This is a genomic window from Flavobacterium sp. GW823-FHT04A11 (assembly GCF_058796535.1).
This window is the reverse complement of sequence record NZ_CM179503.1, coordinates 4,096,849-4,117,405: the sequence shown is the minus strand read 5'-3', so window position 1 is coordinate 4,117,405 and position 20,557 is coordinate 4,096,849. Positions and strand designations below refer to the sequence as shown.

Annotated in this window: 15 protein-coding genes; 8 read left to right on the top strand and 7 right to left on the bottom strand. The window is 37.2% G+C overall.

Annotated features, from left to right (window positions below; all coding sequences use genetic code 11):
* The first annotated feature begins 107 nt into the window (after positions 1-107).
* Positions 108-788 (top strand): YciE/YciF ferroxidase family protein, encoded by a 681-nt coding sequence (locus tag AC3QL1_RS17725; RefSeq protein ID WP_492493464.1) that lies wholly within the window; start codon positions 108-110, stop codon positions 786-788.
* A 122-nt stretch (positions 789-910) separates the two neighbouring features.
* On the top strand, positions 911-1,330 hold the full coding sequence (locus tag AC3QL1_RS17720) for a response regulator (protein ID WP_492493463.1): 420 nt from the start codon (positions 911-913) through the stop codon (positions 1,328-1,330).
* 10 nt (positions 1,331-1,340) lie between these two features.
* Here AC3QL1_RS17720 and AC3QL1_RS17715 read toward each other — a convergent pair whose 3' ends face one another.
* From AC3QL1_RS17715 to AC3QL1_RS17685, 7 genes are all read right to left on the bottom strand, one after another.
* Positions 1,341-2,846, bottom strand: a complete 1,506-nt coding sequence (locus AC3QL1_RS17715) for a DEAD/DEAH box helicase (RefSeq protein WP_492493462.1) — start codon at positions 2,844-2,846, stop codon at positions 1,341-1,343.
* 54 nt (positions 2,847-2,900) lie between these two features.
* Positions 2,901-3,092 carry a hypothetical protein gene (locus AC3QL1_RS17710; protein WP_492493461.1) on the bottom strand — a complete coding sequence of 64 codons (192 nt, stop codon included), beginning with the start codon at positions 3,090-3,092 and terminating at the stop codon, positions 2,901-2,903.
* 111 nt (positions 3,093-3,203) lie between these two features.
* Positions 3,204-4,106: a magnesium transporter CorA family protein gene (locus AC3QL1_RS17705; protein ID WP_492493460.1), complete on the bottom strand. Its 903-nt coding sequence runs from the start codon at positions 4,104-4,106 to the stop codon at positions 3,204-3,206.
* A gap of 37 nt (positions 4,107-4,143) precedes the next feature.
* Positions 4,144-4,917, bottom strand: coding sequence for an exodeoxyribonuclease III (gene xth / locus AC3QL1_RS17700; protein WP_492493459.1), 774 nt, complete (start codon positions 4,915-4,917; stop codon positions 4,144-4,146).
* 39 nt (positions 4,918-4,956) lie between these two features.
* Positions 4,957-5,178: a hypothetical protein gene (locus tag AC3QL1_RS17695; protein ID WP_492493458.1), complete on the bottom strand. Its 222-nt coding sequence runs from the start codon at positions 5,176-5,178 to the stop codon at positions 4,957-4,959.
* 122 nt (positions 5,179-5,300) lie between these two features.
* Positions 5,301-6,425, bottom strand: a complete 1,125-nt coding sequence (locus AC3QL1_RS17690) for a glycoside hydrolase family 88/105 protein (protein ID WP_492493457.1) — start codon at positions 6,423-6,425, stop codon at positions 5,301-5,303.
* Positions 6,426-6,441: 16 nt separating this feature from the next.
* Positions 6,442-9,240 (bottom strand): glycosyl hydrolase, encoded by a 2,799-nt coding sequence (locus tag AC3QL1_RS17685; protein ID WP_492493456.1) that lies wholly within the window; start codon positions 9,238-9,240, stop codon positions 6,442-6,444.
* A 357-nt stretch (positions 9,241-9,597) separates the two neighbouring features.
* Between AC3QL1_RS17685 and AC3QL1_RS17680 the strand changes: the two genes are divergently transcribed.
* The 6 genes from AC3QL1_RS17680 (at position 9,598) to AC3QL1_RS17655 (ending at position 20,407) form a co-directional block, all read left to right on the top strand.
* Positions 9,598-12,741 (top strand): SusC/RagA family TonB-linked outer membrane protein, encoded by a 3,144-nt coding sequence (locus AC3QL1_RS17680; protein WP_492493455.1) that lies wholly within the window; start codon positions 9,598-9,600, stop codon positions 12,739-12,741.
* Positions 12,742-12,747: 6 nt separating this feature from the next.
* Positions 12,748-14,280, top strand: coding sequence for a RagB/SusD family nutrient uptake outer membrane protein (locus AC3QL1_RS17675; protein WP_492493454.1), 1,533 nt, complete (start codon positions 12,748-12,750; stop codon positions 14,278-14,280).
* 169 nt (positions 14,281-14,449) lie between these two features.
* Positions 14,450-15,982 carry a sialate O-acetylesterase gene (locus tag AC3QL1_RS17670; protein WP_492493453.1) on the top strand — a complete coding sequence of 511 codons (1,533 nt, stop codon included), beginning with the start codon at positions 14,450-14,452 and terminating at the stop codon, positions 15,980-15,982.
* A 365-nt stretch (positions 15,983-16,347) separates the two neighbouring features.
* Positions 16,348-17,418: a glycoside hydrolase family protein gene (locus AC3QL1_RS17665; protein WP_492493452.1), complete on the top strand. Its 1,071-nt coding sequence runs from the start codon at positions 16,348-16,350 to the stop codon at positions 17,416-17,418.
* Positions 17,419-17,464: 46 nt separating this feature from the next.
* Positions 17,465-18,748: a DUF4861 domain-containing protein gene (locus AC3QL1_RS17660; protein WP_492493451.1), complete on the top strand. Its 1,284-nt coding sequence runs from the start codon at positions 17,465-17,467 to the stop codon at positions 18,746-18,748.
* Positions 18,749-19,078: 330 nt separating this feature from the next.
* Positions 19,079-20,407, top strand: coding sequence for a rhamnogalacturonidase (locus AC3QL1_RS17655; protein WP_492493450.1), 1,329 nt, complete (start codon positions 19,079-19,081; stop codon positions 20,405-20,407).
* Positions 20,408-20,557: the final 150 nt, after the last annotated feature.

Genomic DNA, 20,557 nt, shown 5'->3' with positions numbered 1-20,557 from the left:
TAATTCAGCATTTCTGTTTGAATACTGTAAATAATAAAAAATATTCTGTAAAATATTAAGGTTTAGTAGTTTGTAGATTTGGATTATACTTTAAAAAAAATATAATCATGAAAACAGCGACAAAAAATACAACCGCAACAAAAAGCAAAAGTGCTACAACTGCTGCTAAAACAACTACAGCAAAAGCAACAACTGCAAAAGCAAGTACAGCAAAGGCTAGTACATCAAAAACAAGCACATCAAAAAACAGTGCTAACGGAACAATAAAAGCAAAATCATCTGCAGCAGAAGGATTGAGAGATTTATTTATAGATTCTCTTAAAGATATCTATTGGGCAGAAAAAGCTTTGACTAAAGCATTGCCTAAAATGGCTAAAAATGCAACATCAGAAAATTTAATTTCTGCAATCAATGATCACCTTGCCGTTACACAAGAACAAGTTGCAAGACTTGAAAAAGTGTTTTCACTTGTAGGTGAAAAAGCAGTAGCAAAAAAATGCGACGCTATGGAAGGACTGATCAAAGAAGGAGAAGGAATTATGGAAGAAACTGAAGTTGGTCCGGTACGTGATGCAGGAATTATCGCAGCATCTCAAAAAATTGAGCACTACGAAATTGCTACTTACGGTACACTTGCTGCATTTGCAACAACTTTAGGAGAAGATGACGCAGTATTACTGTTAGAGAAAACTTTAGCTGAAGAAAAAGAAGCAGATACATTACTTACAGAAGCTGCTTACAACACCATTAATTTTGATGCTAACGAAGAAGATCAGGATCAGGAATAATTGATGATTTGATATTGAAATTATTTTTGATATTGAAAAAACCTGTATTATTTATGATACAGGTTTTTTTATTAATATATAACCCATGCAACAAAACCACAACAATCAGTAAATCGTATATAATGAATAGAACAAGTAATTATTTCACAAAAACCATTATGCTCTACCAGAACATTTTACTAATTGATGACGACATAGACGATATTGATATTTTAACGGAAGCCATTAATTCCATACACGATAAAAAAGTATGCCGCGCTGTAAATAATCGGGTAAGGATACTCGAAGCCTTGCAAAATAGTGAAGAAGTGCCGGATCTTATTTTTATGGACCTTAATATCCCCGGAGTAAACCATCGCGAATTATTAGAAGAAATCAAAAAATCACCCTACACAGGTGAGGTTCCCATCGTTTTGTATTCTTCGCATACCAAAGAAATTATGCAGCAATTGGCCCAGCCGTTTGAAATAGCACATTATGTGACTAAGCCAACCAGCTATCAGGAATTAATAAGATTGCTGAAGGAGATTTTCAGCCGTTAAAAATTTGAAATTATGAATGAACTTTCGGATATAGTTTGATGATCAAACCTTTAAGGCGATTTTGGTAATCTTCCATCAACCATTCCTTGTAATTTTTGCTGGCATTTTCCAGGCATTTTACATATTGCTTCACACGCCATTCGATTTCCGGTTTCAGGTCTTCGGCCAGCGCAACAGCTTCTGTAAGTGTTTGGGCATTATCCAGGCACATTTTTGCATGCTGGCGAATAGATTCGCGAATCACAATTTTCGGCTTTTCATCTGTTGCAATAGCTTCCTGGTAATAGGTTTCGACATCAAAGGTCATTTCAAGTGTATTGGGAAACTTGGCACGAAGTTCCGGTGAAATAGCATGCGACTGCACAGAAGAAGAACCTGAATGAGTATGATTTAATTGCTTGGCAAAAGCTTCCGGTCTTTCAAAAGCAAAAGTCCAGTCAACGGGCTGCTGCCATTCTCCAAAACGCTGAATATTATTACCAAGATCGATAATACTAAACGTCTTTTTAGAAGGAAGTTTTCGCGAACCGCGCCCGACCATTTGGTGATAAAGTGTAATGGAAGTTGTCGCCCTGTTCAAAATAACATGCTGTACGGATGGCTCGTCAAATCCTGTAGTCAGAATCGAAACCGAAGTCAAAACCGCATTTTTTGTTTTTTTGAACCATCGCAAAATTTCCTTGCGTTCAGCATCAGGCGTCTTATTGTCTAAATGCCTGATCGCAATTCCCGCCGTATTAAACGTTTCGTATACTTTTAAGGAAGTATCAATTCCGTTATTGAAAATTAAAGTCTTTTTTCCAGCAGCATTTTCCTGATATGCTTTTAGTAAAAGATCCAGCATGGCCGCAGAACTATATAATTCATTTGAAGAACTCACCGTATAATCACCATGGATTCCTGTTTTTAGCGTATTAAGTTCCACTTCGTAAACGAAAGACTGTGGTTTGGCAAGAAAACCTTCTTCAATTAAATTTGAAATATTCTCTCCCGTAATCAGTGAATCGTATTGTCGTTTTAAAGGTTTTGAAAGATCGGCACTAAATGGAGTAGCGGTAACCCCAATGATAGTCGCGTTTTTAAAACTGCCCAGTAATTTCCTGAAAGAATTATGGTGCGCCTCATCAATAATGACAAGACCCACTTCTTTGGTCGGAATTTTTTTTGCTTTTATTCGGTTACGAAGAGTTTCCACCATCGCCACATAACAATTCACATCAGATTTGAAATTGCCGCTTGTGCTATTGATAATGCGATTTTGAACGCCCAGGTTTTTCAGCGCTGTTGAAGTTTGCTTGGACAATTCCTTTCTGTGTGTCAGAATCATTACGGTTTGACCGAATTGTTCAATAAATCTTCTGGCAATTTCAGAAAATACAATCGTCTTACCACCGCCTGTAGGCAATTGATATAAAAGTTTCAGTTTAGGAGTGTTTTCTATTTTTTCAAAAATACAGTTTATGTCTCTTTCCTGATACCCATAAAATGAATTGACCGGCTTGGTTTTGGTTTCCATGTTTTAAATTTGTTCTGAATGGCTGAATGATTTTTGTCGAATAATATTCCGAAATTAACTGGCATTTTGTTCTTCTGCCGGAACGAGAACAGAATCCATAAATTTTCCGGTGATGATAGTTCCTTCCTCATCTTCCCATTGGGTAATAATATTTTCGATCAATTCAGGTTCAAATCCAATTACTTTCATAACCGGACCTCCAAACTCCTGTTTTACATCTTGTCCTTTTTTAAATGTAGTTTTCATAATTCCTTTATTTAATGTTTTTATCGCTGTAAGCAGTTCACAAATTTTCAAAATTTACCACTACACTTCGTTATAACATTTATTGCAGAAATTATAGAATTCAGGTCTGGCTTAAAGCCATTTTTTTCTTTTAAACCAGAAAAAGATAATGATACAGACTAAAACCATCACAATCAAAGTAATAGGATAACCTAACGGAGATTCGAGTTCAGGCATATATTTAAAATTCATACCATAAATACCCACAATAAAAGTAAGCGGCATAAAAAAGACAGAGAAAATAGTAAGCAGTTTCATTACATCATTTGTTTTTCGGGCAGAAAGCGACAAATAAATGTTCAGCAGATTATTAGCGTCATCCTGAACCTGGTCGTAAAGAAGAACCAGTTTGGTATGAAGGTCGCGAACATCCCGAAGCGCCGGACGCTCATCGCCTTCAACACGTATGGAATTAACCACTTCATTGCTCAGCAAAAGCAATTTTTTATAAAGTCCCGAACGATTTTTCAGGTAATAAATACCTTCGATCATATCTGTGGGAATATTTTTCTTCAGGAAAAGCTTGGATTCATAAAAGTCAATTTCATTGGATAAGTCAATGGCGGGCGTGTCAAAAGTACGCAACGCATTGCCAACAATATGAATCGCAATACCGGTAGTTGATTTTATTCGTCCGTTATTCACGTAATTTTCCCTCACATCCTCAATTAAAGGTTGTGAAGAACGATGAACCGTAATAATAAAAGTAGCATTATAAAACACTGCTATTTTACTGCTGAGACTTTGTACAGAAGGCATTTTTTGCTTTTCGTCATGCAATAACCTGATAATGAGAAAATGCGTATCATTATGCTCTTCGTATTTAGGCAAATGATCCGGATCAAGGGAATCAAGAAGTGTATAAGAGTTTAAATTGTATTGCGTGCTTACGGTTTGCACTTCTTCCTGCGTAGGATCAAGTAAATCGATCCAGGTAATATCCGTATTTTCGATCTGGCAGCTAGTTAAGGCCATGTATTATAAATTTAGTATTTGTTTAAAACCTTGAATGCTACAGATCAATTTTGATCCATACAGGCGCATGGTCACTTGTTTTTTCCCATCCACGAACGTGGCGGTCAACTTCTGCAGATTGTAGTTTTTTGGCAATTTGCGGACTCAGTAAAAAGTGATCTATTCGAAGTCCGGCGTTACGAGCGTAAGCATTTCTAAAATAATCCCAAAAAGTATAAATCACTTCATCAGGATATAAAGCCCGAATAGCATCCGTCCATCCCTGTGAAATAATTTTGAAAAAAGCCTTGCGGACTTCAGGCCTGAAAAGCGCATCATCAATCCATCGCTCGGGTTTATAAACATCAAGTTCTGTAGGCATCACGTTAAAATCGCCAACAAGAATAACAGGTGTTTTTAAATCAAGTAAAGTGGCTGATCGCTCAGATAGTCTTTCAAACCATTTTAGTTTATACTCCAGTTTTGGTCCCGGAGCAGGATTTCCGTTAGGAAGATATAAACAGGCAATCACAATTCCGTTAATCAAAGCTTCGATATAACGGCTGTGAGTATCAGATTCGTCTCCCGGCAGTACATGAGTGATTTCCTCAATTTGCATATTGCGCGCCAGAATTGCCACACCGTTCCATTGTTTCTGACCGTGCCAGATCGCATTGTACCCGGCGTCATTAATCGCTTTTTCAGGAAATTTATCCTGAGGCGCTTTTAATTCCTGCAGGCAAACAATATTGGGTTTGGCTTCTTCAAGCCATCGCAATAGTACCGGGAGACGACCGTTAACTCCATTTACATTATAAGTTGCTATTTTCATTAAGTATGAAATAAATAGTAATGATTTACCATACTTAAATTAGCTATTTGTTGCAGCGCTTCCTGTGCTTCCTGCGCCACCGGTATTGTCATTTTTTTCAGTATCATAACCTTCCTTGCTTTTGCGGGAGTCATCACGTTCGTCATCCCAATCTCCTGTATTGGCATCTTCACGATCGTTTGTATAATATTGATTGGCCTCTTTATGCTGACTGTGATAAGGGCATTTTTGCAATTCATTATAAGTGTTTAAATTTTCCATGGTTTGCTTTTTTAATGATTAGACACTAAAATTACGTTTATCCAAAGAAAAATATCTTATATCAAAATCCGGAATTGTTATTTAATTTACACTATTTGAAAAAATTACTCGTTTAAAAGGGATCATTTCATTTTATAAATTTCAGAACCGGCAAGCAAGAAACAACCCAGTCCGTAATCTTCAAAATCCGGAATTTTATCATTGGTAACAGGCTGTCCGTCCTTCGGTTCTTTTCCTGTGGATTGCAGATAGGCCAGAAATCCGTTTGGCTGTAAACCTTCCGTAGAAATGGCGTTCCATCCTTTTTGAATAACAGGCAAATACGTTTCCTTTTTCAAAATCCCGCTGTTTACGCCATACGTTATTCCGTAAACAAATAATGCCGTTCCGGATAATTCTTTTCCGCCATAATTCGTTGGATCATGCAGACTTACATTCCAGAAACCATCTGTTCTCTGAATAGGTACTAAAGCCGCCGCCATCAGTTTTAAATCCTTTACATATTGATCCCGGTGCGGTGCATTTTCCGGAATAATGGTCAGTACTTTTGCAAGCGCCGCAATTACCCAACCGTTCCCGCGGCTCCAGTAACAATCCTCGCCATTTGGCTCTTTATACGGCGGATCAAAGTCGGCATCACGCCACCATAAACCATCCTTTGCATTAAACAAACCATGATCGCCATGTTTGTTTCGGGTGTACATATACATCTCGTACATTTTCTCAAAATAACGATTGTCTTTTTTCAAAACGCCCATTTTGGCAAAAACAGGCATTCCCATTTGTATAGCGTCAATCCACGACCAATCATCCAATTGTGGGGAATTGAGCAGCATATTGGTATTGGCAATCGTGTTTTTTAATTTTTTAGCATCCGGTTCTAAATTGTATAAATCAATATAGGTTTGCGCAGCACAATAGTTGTCGGCATTTCGGGTGGCATTGCCGCCATTAAATCCCCATTTATGAAATTCTGCCCAAGAATACGCATAATCATAATAGGCATCTTTTGGGAAAATTTCGTGCAAAGCCATTAGTCCTTCATAATAAACCCCGCGTGTCCATATGTTGCTTGGACGCTCTTTATTGGTAATAATGGTTTTTCCGGTTTCAGGCCATTTTTGCATAAAATAATCATTGGCCAGAATCATTTGTTTAAGCACTAATTTTTTATCGAAAGGCTGTTGTGCGTTTGTTTTACCTGCAAAGAGAACACAAATTGCCAAACCTAAAAGTATTTTTTTCATTGTATATGCGGTTAAATTAGTTCTGTTGTTTTAATGGTGTCATACTTACCGGTCCTAATAATCCCGAAGGCACCAGATTCCATTTTGTGGCGTCAAATTTTTTATAATCCTTATCGACCATATTTATTTCGTAGAAAATCTTCCATTCTTCGCCTTTTAATTCCTTGTCGCGAATTCTGTTGGCAGAAAGATTAGTGACCTGAATTTTTAAAATGTTTTTGCCATGTTTTAAATTTTTGATGTTGAGTTTATAAGGAACAGACCACGCAGTGCCAATAAATTCATCGTTAAGCCAGACTTTTGCGCTCTCGCGAACTTCGCCCAAATTCAAACTCCAATTAGCGATTTTATTATTCGGATTTTCAAATTGTAAAGTATAAGTGGCAGATCCTGAAAAGGCTTCGGCTTCCGGACTTAATTTTGTCCAGGATTCTAAAGTGGAAATTGTAGCACTTGGCGGTAATTTTGGTCCGCCTTTGTCAAAAGTAAGCTGCCATTTTCCTTTTAATTCAAAAGCTTCAGAAGCTGGTTCAAAGTAATTCCATTTTTTTTGAGATGGCGTATTTTCTGTTTTTAAGAAATAAGATTGTCCCGGTTCTATTTTGATTTTTACAAACGTATTCGAAGCTGATTTTTTTACAATCGCATTTCCAAATTCTTTTGTCAGCGGATCAAGAATAATCACTTCTTTATTGCCAATTTCAATCGGAATAAATTCGTCAATTGTTTTGGGAGTATGATTGACCAAATAATAGATTTTTTCGCCGTCAATATCCCTTCTGATATATTTCAAACCAGTATTGACAAGCGTTTCGGGTTGTATTTTTGCTTTTTCCAAAGCGGTAAAAATATCCGAAACCGGTTTTACCAATTCACTATTCGCCGTTAAAAGATTTAGAAGTTCTTCTTCCTGTTTTTTATAATCATTAAAACCCGGAACAGATTTCGGCAAACCTTCAAAAATAATTGCCGCGCCCTGTTTTTGTAATGCGATGAGTTTTTGCAAAGTAGAAAGCGGCATTTTTTTACATGAAGGAATAATCAGTGATTTAAAACTTCCACCCGGTAAAATGATTTTCCCATCCACGACTTTGGCTTCTGCAATAAAATTATCCGAAACAAAGTCAACGCTATATCCTTTTTTGATCAGGTTTTTGGTGGTATCATAAAAAGGAGTTCCATAAAGCCATTCCGATAACGAATGTATTTTAAACTGAAAAAACAGATTTCCTTTTTGGTATTGATCCCAGACATCAAAAATGGGCCAGTAAAGTAAAATTTCATTGTCTGGTTTTCCCTGCTGCAACAACGATTGACAATTGGCAATATACGAGAAAAGGGCAGGAGCATCTTCCCAAATGCTATTGTTGGCATTAAAATTTACAGACGCGTAAAATTGCCAGCCCGGCCACGCAGCCCTTGTTGGCGAATAAGTGGAACCATGCAGAAAAACATGATTTATGCCATTGAGCATCAAATCTTCAACCTCAGGTTTGCATTGTGACAAAGCTGTTTTAAAATGTTCCCGAAGCCAGGTAAAAGTCTCAGACGAAACCAGATTTTTGCCAGATATATGCGCCGCCGAAGAGGAGAATTTCAGCATTACAGGATCGGCATCGCCTTCTCGGATGTCTTCCTTTTCGCGTCTGAAACCCGGAATATCAAAAGGCATAGAGCCAAAAGTCTCACATTCCGGAATATCCGCAGAAGCGTACAAATCAATCAGATTCCCCGGAGAACCATGCGCCTGAAGTTTTGTTTTAAAGTTTTTAGAATTCGCCCAAGCAGTCCACGGTTTGTCAAATCGATTGAGTAATAATTCCCCAATAGTTTGTTTGTAATCACTTCTTATCCGGTTGCCAATCTCGTTATCGGTTTCGTTAAGTAAAACGGGTAATTGTTTTTTCAGATCATAACCTCTTAAATTTTTAAATTCTTCGAAGAATTTCGGCGTAAAATCAGTTCCGTATACTTCATAGCTGTCATTAAAAATAGCCCTGATTTTTCCCTCGCGTCCTTTAAAAGCTGCATTAAACGGAACAACATAAGCATTAAGCGCGTCTTCAGAATAATGGTCTAAAGTATATCCGCTTCCGCCCGGAGCTGCTCTTTTTACCTGTTGCCCGGTTTTACCACTAAAAACAGCATAAATCGTATAATCGGTTTTAACAGCTTTCCATTTTAATTTATTTGGTTTTGATGGATTTGGAAGCGAAACCGGAGTTCCTTCAATACCTTTATCATCGAGTTTTGAGTTTTTATCTTTTAATTGATCGGTTAAGTTTACATAGCTTCCGTCATTTCCGTAAGCCACCAGATATAAAAGTTCAGCCGGTATTTTTTCTTTTGTATTTTCAAGCGTGATGCTTTTATCAATAGTTTCATTTTTTTTAAGGGAATATTTCTCGATAATAAGCTTAGTCGCGGCATTTGGCAACGTCACATGAGATCCGCCGTAAGGCCAGCCGGTTCCCAAAACCATATCGACCTGCATGTGCAGACTGTCTGAAATGTGAATGGTATAATCAAGCATTTCGAGCCATTTTGGAGACAAATAATCTATAAAATTATTTTCTTCTCCTTTTACGCCATAAATGGGAGTAATTTCTACACCGCCGATTCCTGCTTTATGAAAATCCAACAAACTTTTCTTTAAGTTGGGTTTGTCAACAGCGCTTCCCATCCACCACCAACGCGCCCACGGCTGATTGATATTAGTAGAGTTTGGCCACGGAGAAACAGTTCCGCTTTGAGCAAAAGTATTCCCCAATGGTAAAAAGAGCAATATAAAAAAACAGGTTTTGATTAGTTTCATTTATCTAAATTCAAAAGATTTTCCAATAAAGTAAAAGTAAAAGACCTCGTTGAAATTGCTATCCTGTAGCATCCTGTTCTAAAATATCAAATTACACTAAAATTGGTTAATATTTTTATCATAATTTATATTTATTCGAATATAAATACGGATTTAAAAAAAATAAATGCATAAAATTTTTAATATGATATTTATATTTTTCGCATTGTAAATCAGTTACTTAAACGTGTTTTTTGTTAAATAAAACATAATAAAAATTATAAGATATTGATAGTTAACAGGATACTACAGGATGGTATGAGATTCCCTTCTAAATAAATTTGGTTTAACTAATTAATTAACCAAACCAAACTTTTTATGAAAAATAACATTAATCTTTTGCTGCTTATAACCCTGTTTGGAATATTCCATTCTGCGGGTTATGCGCAAGAAAAAGTGGTTTCAGGAACAGTTACTGATCCGGCGAAACTTTCAATACCGGGAGTAAATGTATTTGTGAAGGGAACCAAAAGGGCTTCCAGTACAGATTTTGATGGAAAGTACAGTGTCAAGGTTTCTGAGGGAGAAACACTTGTTTTTTCCTTTATAGGATTTGTGACAAAAGAACTGAAAGTAGGCGCTTCAAACACGTACAACGTTGCTTTGGATACAGAAAGTGCTAACTTAAATGAAGTTGTAGTGATTGGGTACGGAACCCAAAAGAAAAAATTAACCACAGGGGCAATTTCCGGAATTAAAACAGAAAATTTTACCGAAAGGCCTATTTCAAGGATCGATCAGGGATTAATAGGGCAGGTTGCCGGAGTGCGTGTAAAACAAACAACAGGTTTGCCGGGACAGCCTTTTAGCATCGAAATTCGTGGAGCAGGTTCTATCACGGCAGGAAACGAACCACTTTATGTAGTAGACGGATTTCCAATTTATACCGAAGGGTCAAATAGCAACGGTGCCTTTGCAAACGGAAGTCCGCTGGATAATATGAACCCAAATGACGTGGCTTCGATCGAAGTTTTAAAAGATGCTGCAGCAGCGGCAATTTATGGTTCCAGAGCATCAAACGGAGTTGTGATTATTACGACCAAAAAAGGAAAATTAGGCAAACCAAAATTCACATTTAATACTTACGGCGGAGTTAACAAAGAAGCCAACAGAGTCGACATGTTATCTGCAGAACAATGGATTGGCAGAGCCAAAACCATGATTGATGCGCAATGGGTAGGATCCGGAATTGCCGGAGCTTCTGCCAGCCAAAACACAGCGCAGCGTATTGCAACTTATAACGCAGCAAATCCTACAGCGCCTTTAACGACAGCAAATTCAAGATATTTTACTTATTTGTATGATGACAGATGGGATATGCCGGGACATCCTGGACTGGATTATATCGATTGGCAGGATAAAGTTTTCCGCACGGGAGAATTCAGCAATTACCAATTATCAGCTTCCGGAGCTACAGAAGCCGTTAATTATTATGTGTCTGCCAACTATCAAAAAAATACCGGATACATTGTGGGAACAGATTACACCTTGTTTTCTGCAAGAGCAAATGTTGATGTTAAGCTATCAGATAAATTTAAAATGGGTATAAACTTAGCGCCTTCTTATTCGGTAAAAAACGATCCGGGTGTTGAAGGAAAAGATAATACGTTGTTTAAGGCTTTAACCGCAACTCCGGTTTTTGAAAGTACATCAAATGCTGCGGGAGAAAAATACACGACACGTTATGCCTGGGGAAGCAGTACTACAAATATGCTGAATGCCCTGGCCAGAAAAGGAAGAAACTCCATGTACAGAACTTTGATTTCTTCGTATGCGAATTATGAATTTGCCAAAGGTTTAACCTTTAAAAGCACCATTAACTTTGATAACTCAGATAATGTGAACGAAAGTTACACGCCAAATGATGTTATCGCCAGTATCAGAGGGGCTTATAACACGTACAGAAGACAAAATTTAGTAAATGAAAATACTTTAAACTATGATTTTGCATTTGGAAATCATCACTTTAATGTGCTTTTGGGAGAATCTTTTAATAAATACGAAATTACAAAATCAACGCTTTCATCTGGTGGACTTTATCAGGATACGGGTATCGAAACCCTGCCAACAGGATCATTGGGGTCAACAACTGCAGAGAAAAATACACTGCTTTCTTATTTCGCCAGATTACAGTACAACTATAAAGAAAAATACATTTTATCAGCGAGTGTGAGACGTGATGGTTCTTCAAAATTTGGAAGCGACAGACGCTGGGGAACATTCTCTTCACTTTCACTGGGATGGAGGGTAAAACAGGAAGAATTTCTAAAAGAAGTAAACTGGCTGAGTGATTTAAAATTAAGAGCCAGCGCAGGTACAAACGGAAGTAATAATATTTCTTCTTATGGTCCGTATGCGCTTTTGGGACAATTTAATTATTCTATTGGAGGAGCTGCTGCCGGCGGACTTGGAGCCTCAACAATACCAAATCCTGATTTGCACTGGGAAGAATCAAAAAGTATTGATTACGGTATAGATTTCGGATTTCTGCAAAACAGAATTTCGGGAACCTTTGAAATGTACAGAAAAAATAACAGTGAATTATTATTGCGTGTTCCTGTTTTGGCCGCAAGTGGATTTCAAAATTATTTAACCAACATTGGAGAAGTTGAAAATCAGGGATGGGAATTTGAACTGAACTCTCTAAACGTAAGAACCAATAATTTTGAATGGAGAACATCGGCGAACATCAGCCATAACGAAAATAAAGTTTTGGCATTAGGAACAGATCAGTCTAAAATTGAAATCAGCAATTCTTTTGATGGCGGTGTTCCGTTCATAAAATTAGAAGTAGGAAAACCAATGTATACCATCTTCGGATTACAGCAAAACGGTGTTGTTACGCAGGCTGATATTGACAGGGGAGGAACAACCATTGGAGGAAACAAACTGGTTTTAGGAGATCCAAGATATATTGACCAGAACGATGATAAAAAAATCAACTCTGAAGATCGTGTAGATTTAGGAAATCCAACACCAAAATACACTTGGGGAATCACCAATACCTTCAAATACAAAGATGTAGATTTAAATATTTTAGTTCAGGGACAAAATGGAGGAACCGTATACGGACTTACAGGAAGAGCAATCGACCGTACCGGAATGGGCTCTGTAGAGAATTCACTTGATGTAGATCCTGCAGTAAGAGGAAACTGGAGAACTTCTTTTGGATATCAGGCAAACTCTGACTGGCTGTACAAATCAGATTATGTAAGTGTGAGAAGCATTTCAATTGGATATAATTTGAGACAGGCACTAAAAGGCGTAAAAAGAATTGATAATGCAAGACTTTACATCACCGGAGAAAACTGGTTTTACTGGAACAAATATAAAGTGGGTTTCAATCCAGAAGCTGTAAATACTTCGGCAAGTTCAAATAGTGATTTCTCTGTGCCGGTTGATTATGGAGGAGCGCCTCTTGCAAAGTCACTTGTTATAGGTCTTAACATTAATTTTAATTAAAATAAAATGAAAAAATATATTTATTTAGCTGCAGTCGTTCTGGCATTTGCCTTTACATCCTGCGAAGATGAATTGACTCAGTTGCCGCTTTCACAACGTACCATCGAGAATTTTTATCTTACCCAATCTGATTTTGTTCAGGCGAGAAATGCTACTTATTCTGTTGCTTTTCATGGCGCCGGAACCTATGGTTATGCCAACAGAGTAATGAATTTAAGCGAAACAAGATCAGATAATTTGTATGCAACCACCACAGCATCAAGAGAGTGGGAAGGAATCAATAGCTTTTATACCAACATTAGTACCAATACTTATGTAAAAGAAGCCTATACAAGTAATTACAACGCCATTTATAAGGCAAATCAATTGCTTGAAAAATTAGCTGAAAAAGGAGATCTTATTTTTACCAATCCGGCAGATAAAACTGCAATGGTGGCCGAAGCGCGTTTTCTTAGAGCGTTCTGTTATTTTGATTTAATCAGATGGTTTGGAAAAGTGCCGTTGATAGACAAAACAATGTCGGCTTCTGAAGTGGCCAAGATTCCAAGAACACCGGTTGCGGACATCTATAATTTAATTATTTCAGATTTAGAACAGGCAATTCCGGATCTTAGTCCGTCTTATGATGCGGCCAATTACGGAAGAGTTTCCAAATATGGAGCAAAAGCATTATTGGGACTTGTGTATATGACCCGTTCAAGTCCAACTTACGGAATTGACGGAGCAACACTTGGATTAAACGAGTGGGATAAAGCCTATCAGCAATTAAACGATATCAAAATAAGCGGGTTGTATACTTTTGGAACTGATTACGCCAATATTTTTAAAGTTGAAGGACTTACCAACAAAGAAAATGTATTGACAATTCCGTATACGCAAAATCTTCCAAGCGCTGTAGGAGGGAATTTCATGGTAGAATTGGGTTATGAGCCTTATTTTGCTTCTGTCAATTTATCAGCTCAGGGATCTTTAGAAGCCAAACCCGTATCAACAGAATTTGTAAATAAATTTGCTGCAAATGATGCCAGAAAAACCTTTGGAATTGCAACAAGCTATACAGTAGCATCAGGAACGTATAAAGGAAGCTATACACTGCCGGTTTTCAAAAAATATATCGATCCGGCAAGATACGGAAACGGTCGTGAAGACTGGGGTGTAGATTTTATGGTAATACGTTATACCGATGTGCTTATGCTAATGGCCGAATGTACACTTCACGGTGGAGGAGGCAGTCAGGCTGATGTTGACTTAATTGTAAACCAGATCAGAACAAGAGCCGGCGTAACAGCAAACGCAGCCAATATTACTTTAGATCAGTTATTTGAAGAAAGAAGAAAAGAATTTTTCTCAGAAGGATCAAGATGGTTTGATCTAATCAGATCCGGTAAAGCCGTAGAAATCATGAATGCCTGGAAAGCTGTTGAAGATAAAGACGGAAAAATCAGAACCATAGATAACAACGCATTAATTTATCCAATTCCGTTACAGGAAATATTGGCCGTTCCCGGACTTTATAATCAAAATCTGGGTTACGACTAAAAAAACTTTGCCCCCAATCTTTTTTTATATTTTGTTTTTTTTGAAAAAGCTGTCTTTTTTTGACAGCTTTTTTTCATTTTCTGATTCTAAACAAAACAGGAAAGCACAGGATGCATTTCGTGATTAACTATTTTAAATTTAAAGTTCAGGACTTAATAATTCAATGCCAATGATTTACTTGAAAAAAATCCTTTTATTTTTAGTCGTTTTTACCGCAAAGATTACACTTACAGCTCAGGTCAAATTACCGGCTTTGGTAAGTGATAATATGGTTTTGCAGCAAAATGCAAAAATCAATTTATGGGGATGGGCATCTCCAAACGAAAAAATAAACATTCAGGCAAGTTGGACAAATACTCCAATAGAAACCGTTGCAACTGCCGATGGAAACTGGAAAGTTACCGTTGATACCCCGCAAGGAAGTGAAAAAGCCTATACGATAACTATAAACGCCAACAATAAAATTGTACTCAACAATATCATGATTGGCGAAGTCTGGATTTGCTCCGGACAATCCAATATGTATTTTCCTGTTGGAAAAGAAGAAGGAACCTGGAAAACCGGAGTGAACAACTATCAGGAAGAAGTAAAAAATGCGTCCTATCCAAATATCAGGCTCTTTACCGTTTTAACAAATGCTTCGCCAAAACCTTTAGACGATGTTATTGGCGCATGGAAACAATGTTCACCGGAAAGTATCAATACATTTTCTGCCGTAGCGTATTTCTTCGGCAGGGAATTATATCAAAAACTAAATGTACCCATCGGCTTAATTTCAACTTCCTGGGGAGGTACAAAAGCAGAAGCGTGGACCTCTCAAAATGTTCTGGAAGCCGATGTTTCTTTTTTGCCGATATTACAGCAGGATGCCAAAAACGAAAAAATATATCAGGAAAAACTCGAAGCTTATTACTTAGCATCCATAAATGAAAAAATAGCAAGCGCTGCAAATGCACCAAAATCGCAGTTAAAAAAGCCCAAAAAAGAAGCCAACAAAACCTCTTACGTTTTGTATAATGCCATGTTATATCCGCTGATCAATTACACGATGAAAGGTGTAATCTGGTATCAGGGCGAAAGCAATTCGGGACAAGCTTATTTGTACCGAACCTTATTTCCGGCGATGGTCAAAAACTGGCGAGACGATTGGAAACAAGGCGATTTCCCTTTTTATTACGTACAAATCGCTCCTCACAAAGGACAAAACCCGGACATTCGTGAAGCACAATTATTATCCTTAAAAACCATACCCAATAGCGGAATGGCAGTTACAACAGATGTTGGCGACGCAAATAATATTCATCCCATAGACAAACAAACCGTTGGACATCGATTGGCTTTACTCGCCAGAGCCAAAACCTATAACGAAGATAAATTAGTTTATTCAGGTCCGATTTACAATCACATGAAAATCAAGAATCAAAAAGCACAATTGTTTTTTGATTATGCCGAATCAGGTTTGAAGAAAAACGGAGAAGCCCTGAAAGAATTTGAAATTGCCGGAGACGATCAGATATTTTATCCCGCCGATGCCAAAATTGAAGGAAAAACAATAGTAGTTTCTTCTTCAAAAGTAAAAAAACCAGCCGCAGTTCGTTTTGCATGGAAGGCCGTTCCCGAGCCCAATTTATTTAATAACGACAATTTACCCGCATCGCCTTTCAGAACAGATGATTGGGTTAATAATGCAGAGAAGAAATAAAAGTTTGCTTTTAGCTTTGTCAAAGTTTAAAACTTTGACAAAGCTTGTCATTGAGAGGAACGAAGCAACCTCACTAAAACGAGACAAAGTAGATAAGGAAATTCATGTACATAATTTTTTAAACACATAGAAACATAGCTTTTTGGAACGTTGAAAAAAAAAAGGCGTTTCACTTTCATCAACAAACATAGTTTGGACGTTAAAACAATGGTCAATTTATGCTATGTGTGAAAACTAGTTTTTTCAATTAACTCATTTCAATAAAGAAAAATCTATGTTTCTATGTGTTTAAAAATAGTCACAGATTTAAAATAAAATCTGCTCAATCTGCGTAAAAAAACACCCAAATAAATTCTAATTAAAAAATGAACAGAAGAAAATTTATAGTTGGAAATTCACTTGCTTTAATGGCTTTATGTCTTCCGTTTTCGGCGAAAGCCATAGAATTTTTCGACGATCCAAAACTTTCAGATTTCGAAAAAAGACTTCGTCCCGTTGGGCGTGCGCTTGAATTTGAAGATTATTACGTTTGGTGCAACAGTCCAATTGAAGGTCCGGATGGTAAAATTCATTTGTTTTTTTCAAGATGGAAAAAATCAAAAGGAATGAGCGGGTGGATCAACAGTTCTGAAATTGCACATGCCGTGGCCGATAAACCCGAAGGCCCTTACGAATACATAAGCACTATTTTGGCTCCGCGTGGAGAAGGATTCTGGGACGCTACAACCTGTCATAATCCAAGTATTCATTTTGTAGACGGAAAATATGCCTTGTTTTTCATGGGAAATTCTAACGGAAAAATGGATACCAAACGAATTGGTTTAGCTACTTCAGACTCGCTTTACGGTCCTTGGAAAAGACCTGATGCACCATTATTATTGCCGGGCGAAAAAGGAGAATGGGACGATCTTTTAACCACAAATCCGTCTTTTTTAAAACATCCCAACGGCGAATACTGGCTGTATTATAAATCATTGGATACCGAGAATTATGTACATCCAAAATTCCCCATAAAGGGAAATAGAAAATACGGTTTGGCAATTTCTAAATCACTCGAAGGACCTTACATTAAATATAAAGATAATCCGCTTATTGATTTTTCTAAAATGGGAAATAACCAGCAATGCGAAGATGCTTTTGTATGGTATGAAAACAAGAAATTCAAAATGCTGGCCAGAGACATGGGCATTTTTGGAATCGATCACGGACTTTATATGGATTCTGATGATGGTATTCAGTGGAGCGATCCTTCAATTGCGTATCAGCCATTGGACAAATACATAAAACAGCCCGAAGCGCCAAAACATCTAAACAGATATGGCCGTGCCGAACGTCCGCAATTACTGTTTCAAAACGGAAAAGCGACTTATTTATTCACCGCTTCACAGGGCGGGAAATACGAAACCGCTTCGGCTTTTATCTTTAAAATAGTATAAAATGACTAAATTGACATCAAAAAATAAACAGCATAAAAACAAAAAAATGAAAACTAAATTATATCTATCCATTGCAGTAACGACGATGCTTTTTGCAAATGTTCAGGCACAAAAGAAAGCAGGCGGAAATCAAATTATTTTAAAAAATTCTTCTAATATAGAATTGTCACAAAAGGCAATTTCAATCAAAAGAAAACAGCTTTCCCTTAAAGATGTAAAAGGACAATATCCTATTTTAATTTACAAAACAGATACAATTCCGGCACAGGTAAATGATCTTGACGGAGACGGAAAATGGGATGAATTATTTTTAGTAACCGATTTTTCTCCAAACGAGAGCAAAACCGTAGCTTTAAAATGGTCCAATAAAGACCCGAAATTTCCAATAAAAACAAGTGTCCGTTTTGGAAAAAGAGAAGGAAAAAATCTTCCCGTGCATCCGGATACGCAGGAAGTTTTAATGGCCAATCAGGTGCATAAAAAATTAGGCTATCAAAAATACCAAACAGACGGACCAAGCTGGGAAAACGACAAAGTAGGTTTCAGACATTATTTGGACGGAAGAAATTCTAAAGATGTTTTCGGAAAAAAATTACCCGGAATTACGCCCGAAGATGTCGGTATAAACAGTAAAGGTGCCGTTGAAGATAATTATCACGTGATGTACGATTGGGGAAGGGACATTTTTCCTGTTGGAAATTCTGCGGGATTAGGCGGTTTTGCATTACTCAAAGACAATAAAATCAACCGACTCGGAATTATTGCCGCCGATACCGTAAATAATATCGAAAAAACAACTTTCAAAATTGTGAATGAAGGTCCGGTAAATTCTGTTTTAAGCTATAATTACCATAACTGGAAAATAGACGGAAACGAATATCAGGCACAAGAAACAGCTTCGATCTGGCCGGGAATGTACGGCTATAAAAACACCGTTGCCCTTAACGGATTAAAAGGAAATGAAACGCTCTTGATCGCACTTTCTAACCTTAACAACCAAAACCCGTTACAAGTAATTGACTCAGGAGATTTTGTATGTTTTATTCAGCATGATAAATTAACCTACGAACGCCAATGGATTTTAGGAACAGCGATAATTATTCCGAAAGATGTTTACAAAGGTTATATCGAAGCACCAAAAACCGGACAATTAACTGATTCTTATTTGATAAAATTAAACGTAAAAAACAATCAGCAAGTAAGTTATTACCCAATCGCCGGCTGGGAATTAAGCGCTGATAAAAACTTTAAAGATTCTGCGTATTTCACTAGTTATGTAACGAATCTTGCGAAACAGCTTTCAACAAAAATTAAAGTTCAGGTGAAGTAATATTTCCGAATGTACTTTAAAGTATGTCATTTCAACGGAGGAGAAATCACATCCAGAGAGCAACGAACTGTAGTACCGCTATGTGATTTACTTCGTCCGTTCGCTATCGCTCGGGTCTCGTTCCTAGAAATGACAAAACTATACGGAAATATTATTATGGAAATGATTGCCCTAGCCCCGATAGAAGTGGAAATCCTTTTGTGGCGGGGTTCGCCACAAAAGATTGAAACGGATAGCGGGATTAGCTCCTGAAAAAAATTTTGGTTTTATCATAGAAATCGACAAAACTTCCTTGAAAAAAACAACAACTTTACTAACACCAACCAAAAAATGAAAAAAATCCTAACCCTGATAATTTGCATTCTCGCTTTCCCGCAAATCATATTATCTCAAAACTACAAAAACGACACTTTTCCGGATGGATCACCAATTACAGACTGGTTCAAAGATCCTACTAAACTTCAGTTAAAAGATTTAGGAAAAAAATACACCATAACAGATTTTGGCGTAAGCAAAGACAGTACAAAAATCCAGACCGCAGCCATTCAGAAAGTAATAGATAAAGCTTCGGCAAATGGCGGCGGCGTAATTGTCATTCCCAAAGGGGTTTATCTAAGCGGTGCTTTATTTTTTAAACCCAAAACGGCTTTATATGTTTCAGAAGGCGGTGTTTTAAAAGGCTCGGATAATATTGCAGATTTCCCGATAATGCCTTCGAGAATGGAAGGACAAAACCTGGATTATTTTCCCGCATTGGTAAATGCATATGGAGTAGATCATTTTTCGATTTCAGGAAAAGGAACTATAAACGGAAACGGTAAAAAATATTGGGAAGCATTCTGGCAGAGACGAAAAGAAAATCCAAAATGCACTAATCTCGAAGTCTCAAGACCTAGACTGGTTTTTGTGTGGAATTCAAACGATGTGCAATTACAAGATGTCAAACTGATAAACTCGGGTTTCTGGACCAATCATTTTTATAAATGCAATAATGTAAAAATGCTCGATTTGTATATTTTTTCACCGCATGTTGGCGTAAAAGCGCCAAGTACAGATGCGATTGATATTGATATCTGCACTAATTTTTTAGTAAAAGGCTGTTATATGTCTGTAAACGATGATGCGATTGCCTTAAAAGGAGGAAAGGGACCTTATGCAGATCAGGATAAAAACAACGGGCCAAACGCGAATATTATCATAGAAGACTGCAACTTCGGGTTTTGTCATTCGTCATTGACAAACGGAAGCGAATCTATTCATAACAGAAACGTAATTATGCGCAACTGCAAAATCGACGGCGCATCGCGATTGTTATGGCTTAAAATGCGTCCCGACACGCCACAGCGATATGAATATATAAGAGTGGAAGATATTAAAGGAGAAGCCAAAACAGGACTGGCGGTCTTTGCCTGGAAACAGTTTTTTGACTTAAAAGGACGTCCGGATATTCCGCTTTCTTATGGAGACAATATCACGCTGAAAAACATAGAATTAAAGTGTGATACTTTTTACGGAGTTGAAAATGACCCGAATGTGCGCTTGTCCAATTTTACTTTTGAAAACCTGAATATTGAAACAGTCAAAACAAATATCGACAAAAGTTTAATTAATGGAGTTACATTTAAAAATGTATACATAAACAAACAGCTTATTGATTAAGTTGCAGAGCCACAAGTTGTAAGAGTTTACGGTTGTAATGGCATTCAAGGCTGATTTTGTAATACTAAAAATGTCTGAAAATTGCTATTATGCGGTGATTACTAAGTGATAAGGTGATTTTTTTTGAAAAAAAGTTATTTTATAATCGTT

Bases quoted from the DNA above. Each gene is read 5' to 3' on its own strand.
- AC3QL1_RS17725 (WP_492493464.1), top strand. From the start codon at position 108: ATGAAAACAGCGACAAAAAATACAACCGCAACAAAAAGCAAAAGTGCT.
- AC3QL1_RS17720 (WP_492493463.1), top strand. From the start codon at position 911: ATGAATAGAACAAGTAATTATTTCACAAAAACCATTATGCTCTACCAG.
- AC3QL1_RS17715 (WP_492493462.1), bottom strand. From the start codon at position 2,846: ATGGAAACCAAAACCAAGCCGGTCAATTCATTTTATGGGTATCAGGAA.
- AC3QL1_RS17710 (WP_492493461.1), bottom strand. From the start codon at position 3,092: ATGAAAACTACATTTAAAAAAGGACAAGATGTAAAACAGGAGTTTGGA.
- AC3QL1_RS17705 (WP_492493460.1), bottom strand. From the start codon at position 4,106: ATGGCCTTAACTAGCTGCCAGATCGAAAATACGGATATTACCTGGATC.
- xth (WP_492493459.1), bottom strand. From the start codon at position 4,917: ATGAAAATAGCAACTTATAATGTAAATGGAGTTAACGGTCGTCTCCCG.
- AC3QL1_RS17695 (WP_492493458.1), bottom strand. From the start codon at position 5,178: ATGGAAAATTTAAACACTTATAATGAATTGCAAAAATGCCCTTATCAC.
- AC3QL1_RS17690 (WP_492493457.1), bottom strand. From the start codon at position 6,425: ATGAAAAAAATACTTTTAGGTTTGGCAATTTGTGTTCTCTTTGCAGGT.
- AC3QL1_RS17685 (WP_492493456.1), bottom strand. From the start codon at position 9,240: ATGAAACTAATCAAAACCTGTTTTTTTATATTGCTCTTTTTACCATTG.
- AC3QL1_RS17680 (WP_492493455.1), top strand. From the start codon at position 9,598: ATGAAAAATAACATTAATCTTTTGCTGCTTATAACCCTGTTTGGAATA.
- AC3QL1_RS17675 (WP_492493454.1), top strand. From the start codon at position 12,748: ATGAAAAAATATATTTATTTAGCTGCAGTCGTTCTGGCATTTGCCTTT.
- AC3QL1_RS17670 (WP_492493453.1), top strand. From the start codon at position 14,450: ATGATTTACTTGAAAAAAATCCTTTTATTTTTAGTCGTTTTTACCGCA.
- AC3QL1_RS17665 (WP_492493452.1), top strand. From the start codon at position 16,348: ATGAACAGAAGAAAATTTATAGTTGGAAATTCACTTGCTTTAATGGCT.
- AC3QL1_RS17660 (WP_492493451.1), top strand. From the start codon at position 17,465: ATGAAAACTAAATTATATCTATCCATTGCAGTAACGACGATGCTTTTT.
- AC3QL1_RS17655 (WP_492493450.1), top strand. From the start codon at position 19,079: ATGAAAAAAATCCTAACCCTGATAATTTGCATTCTCGCTTTCCCGCAA.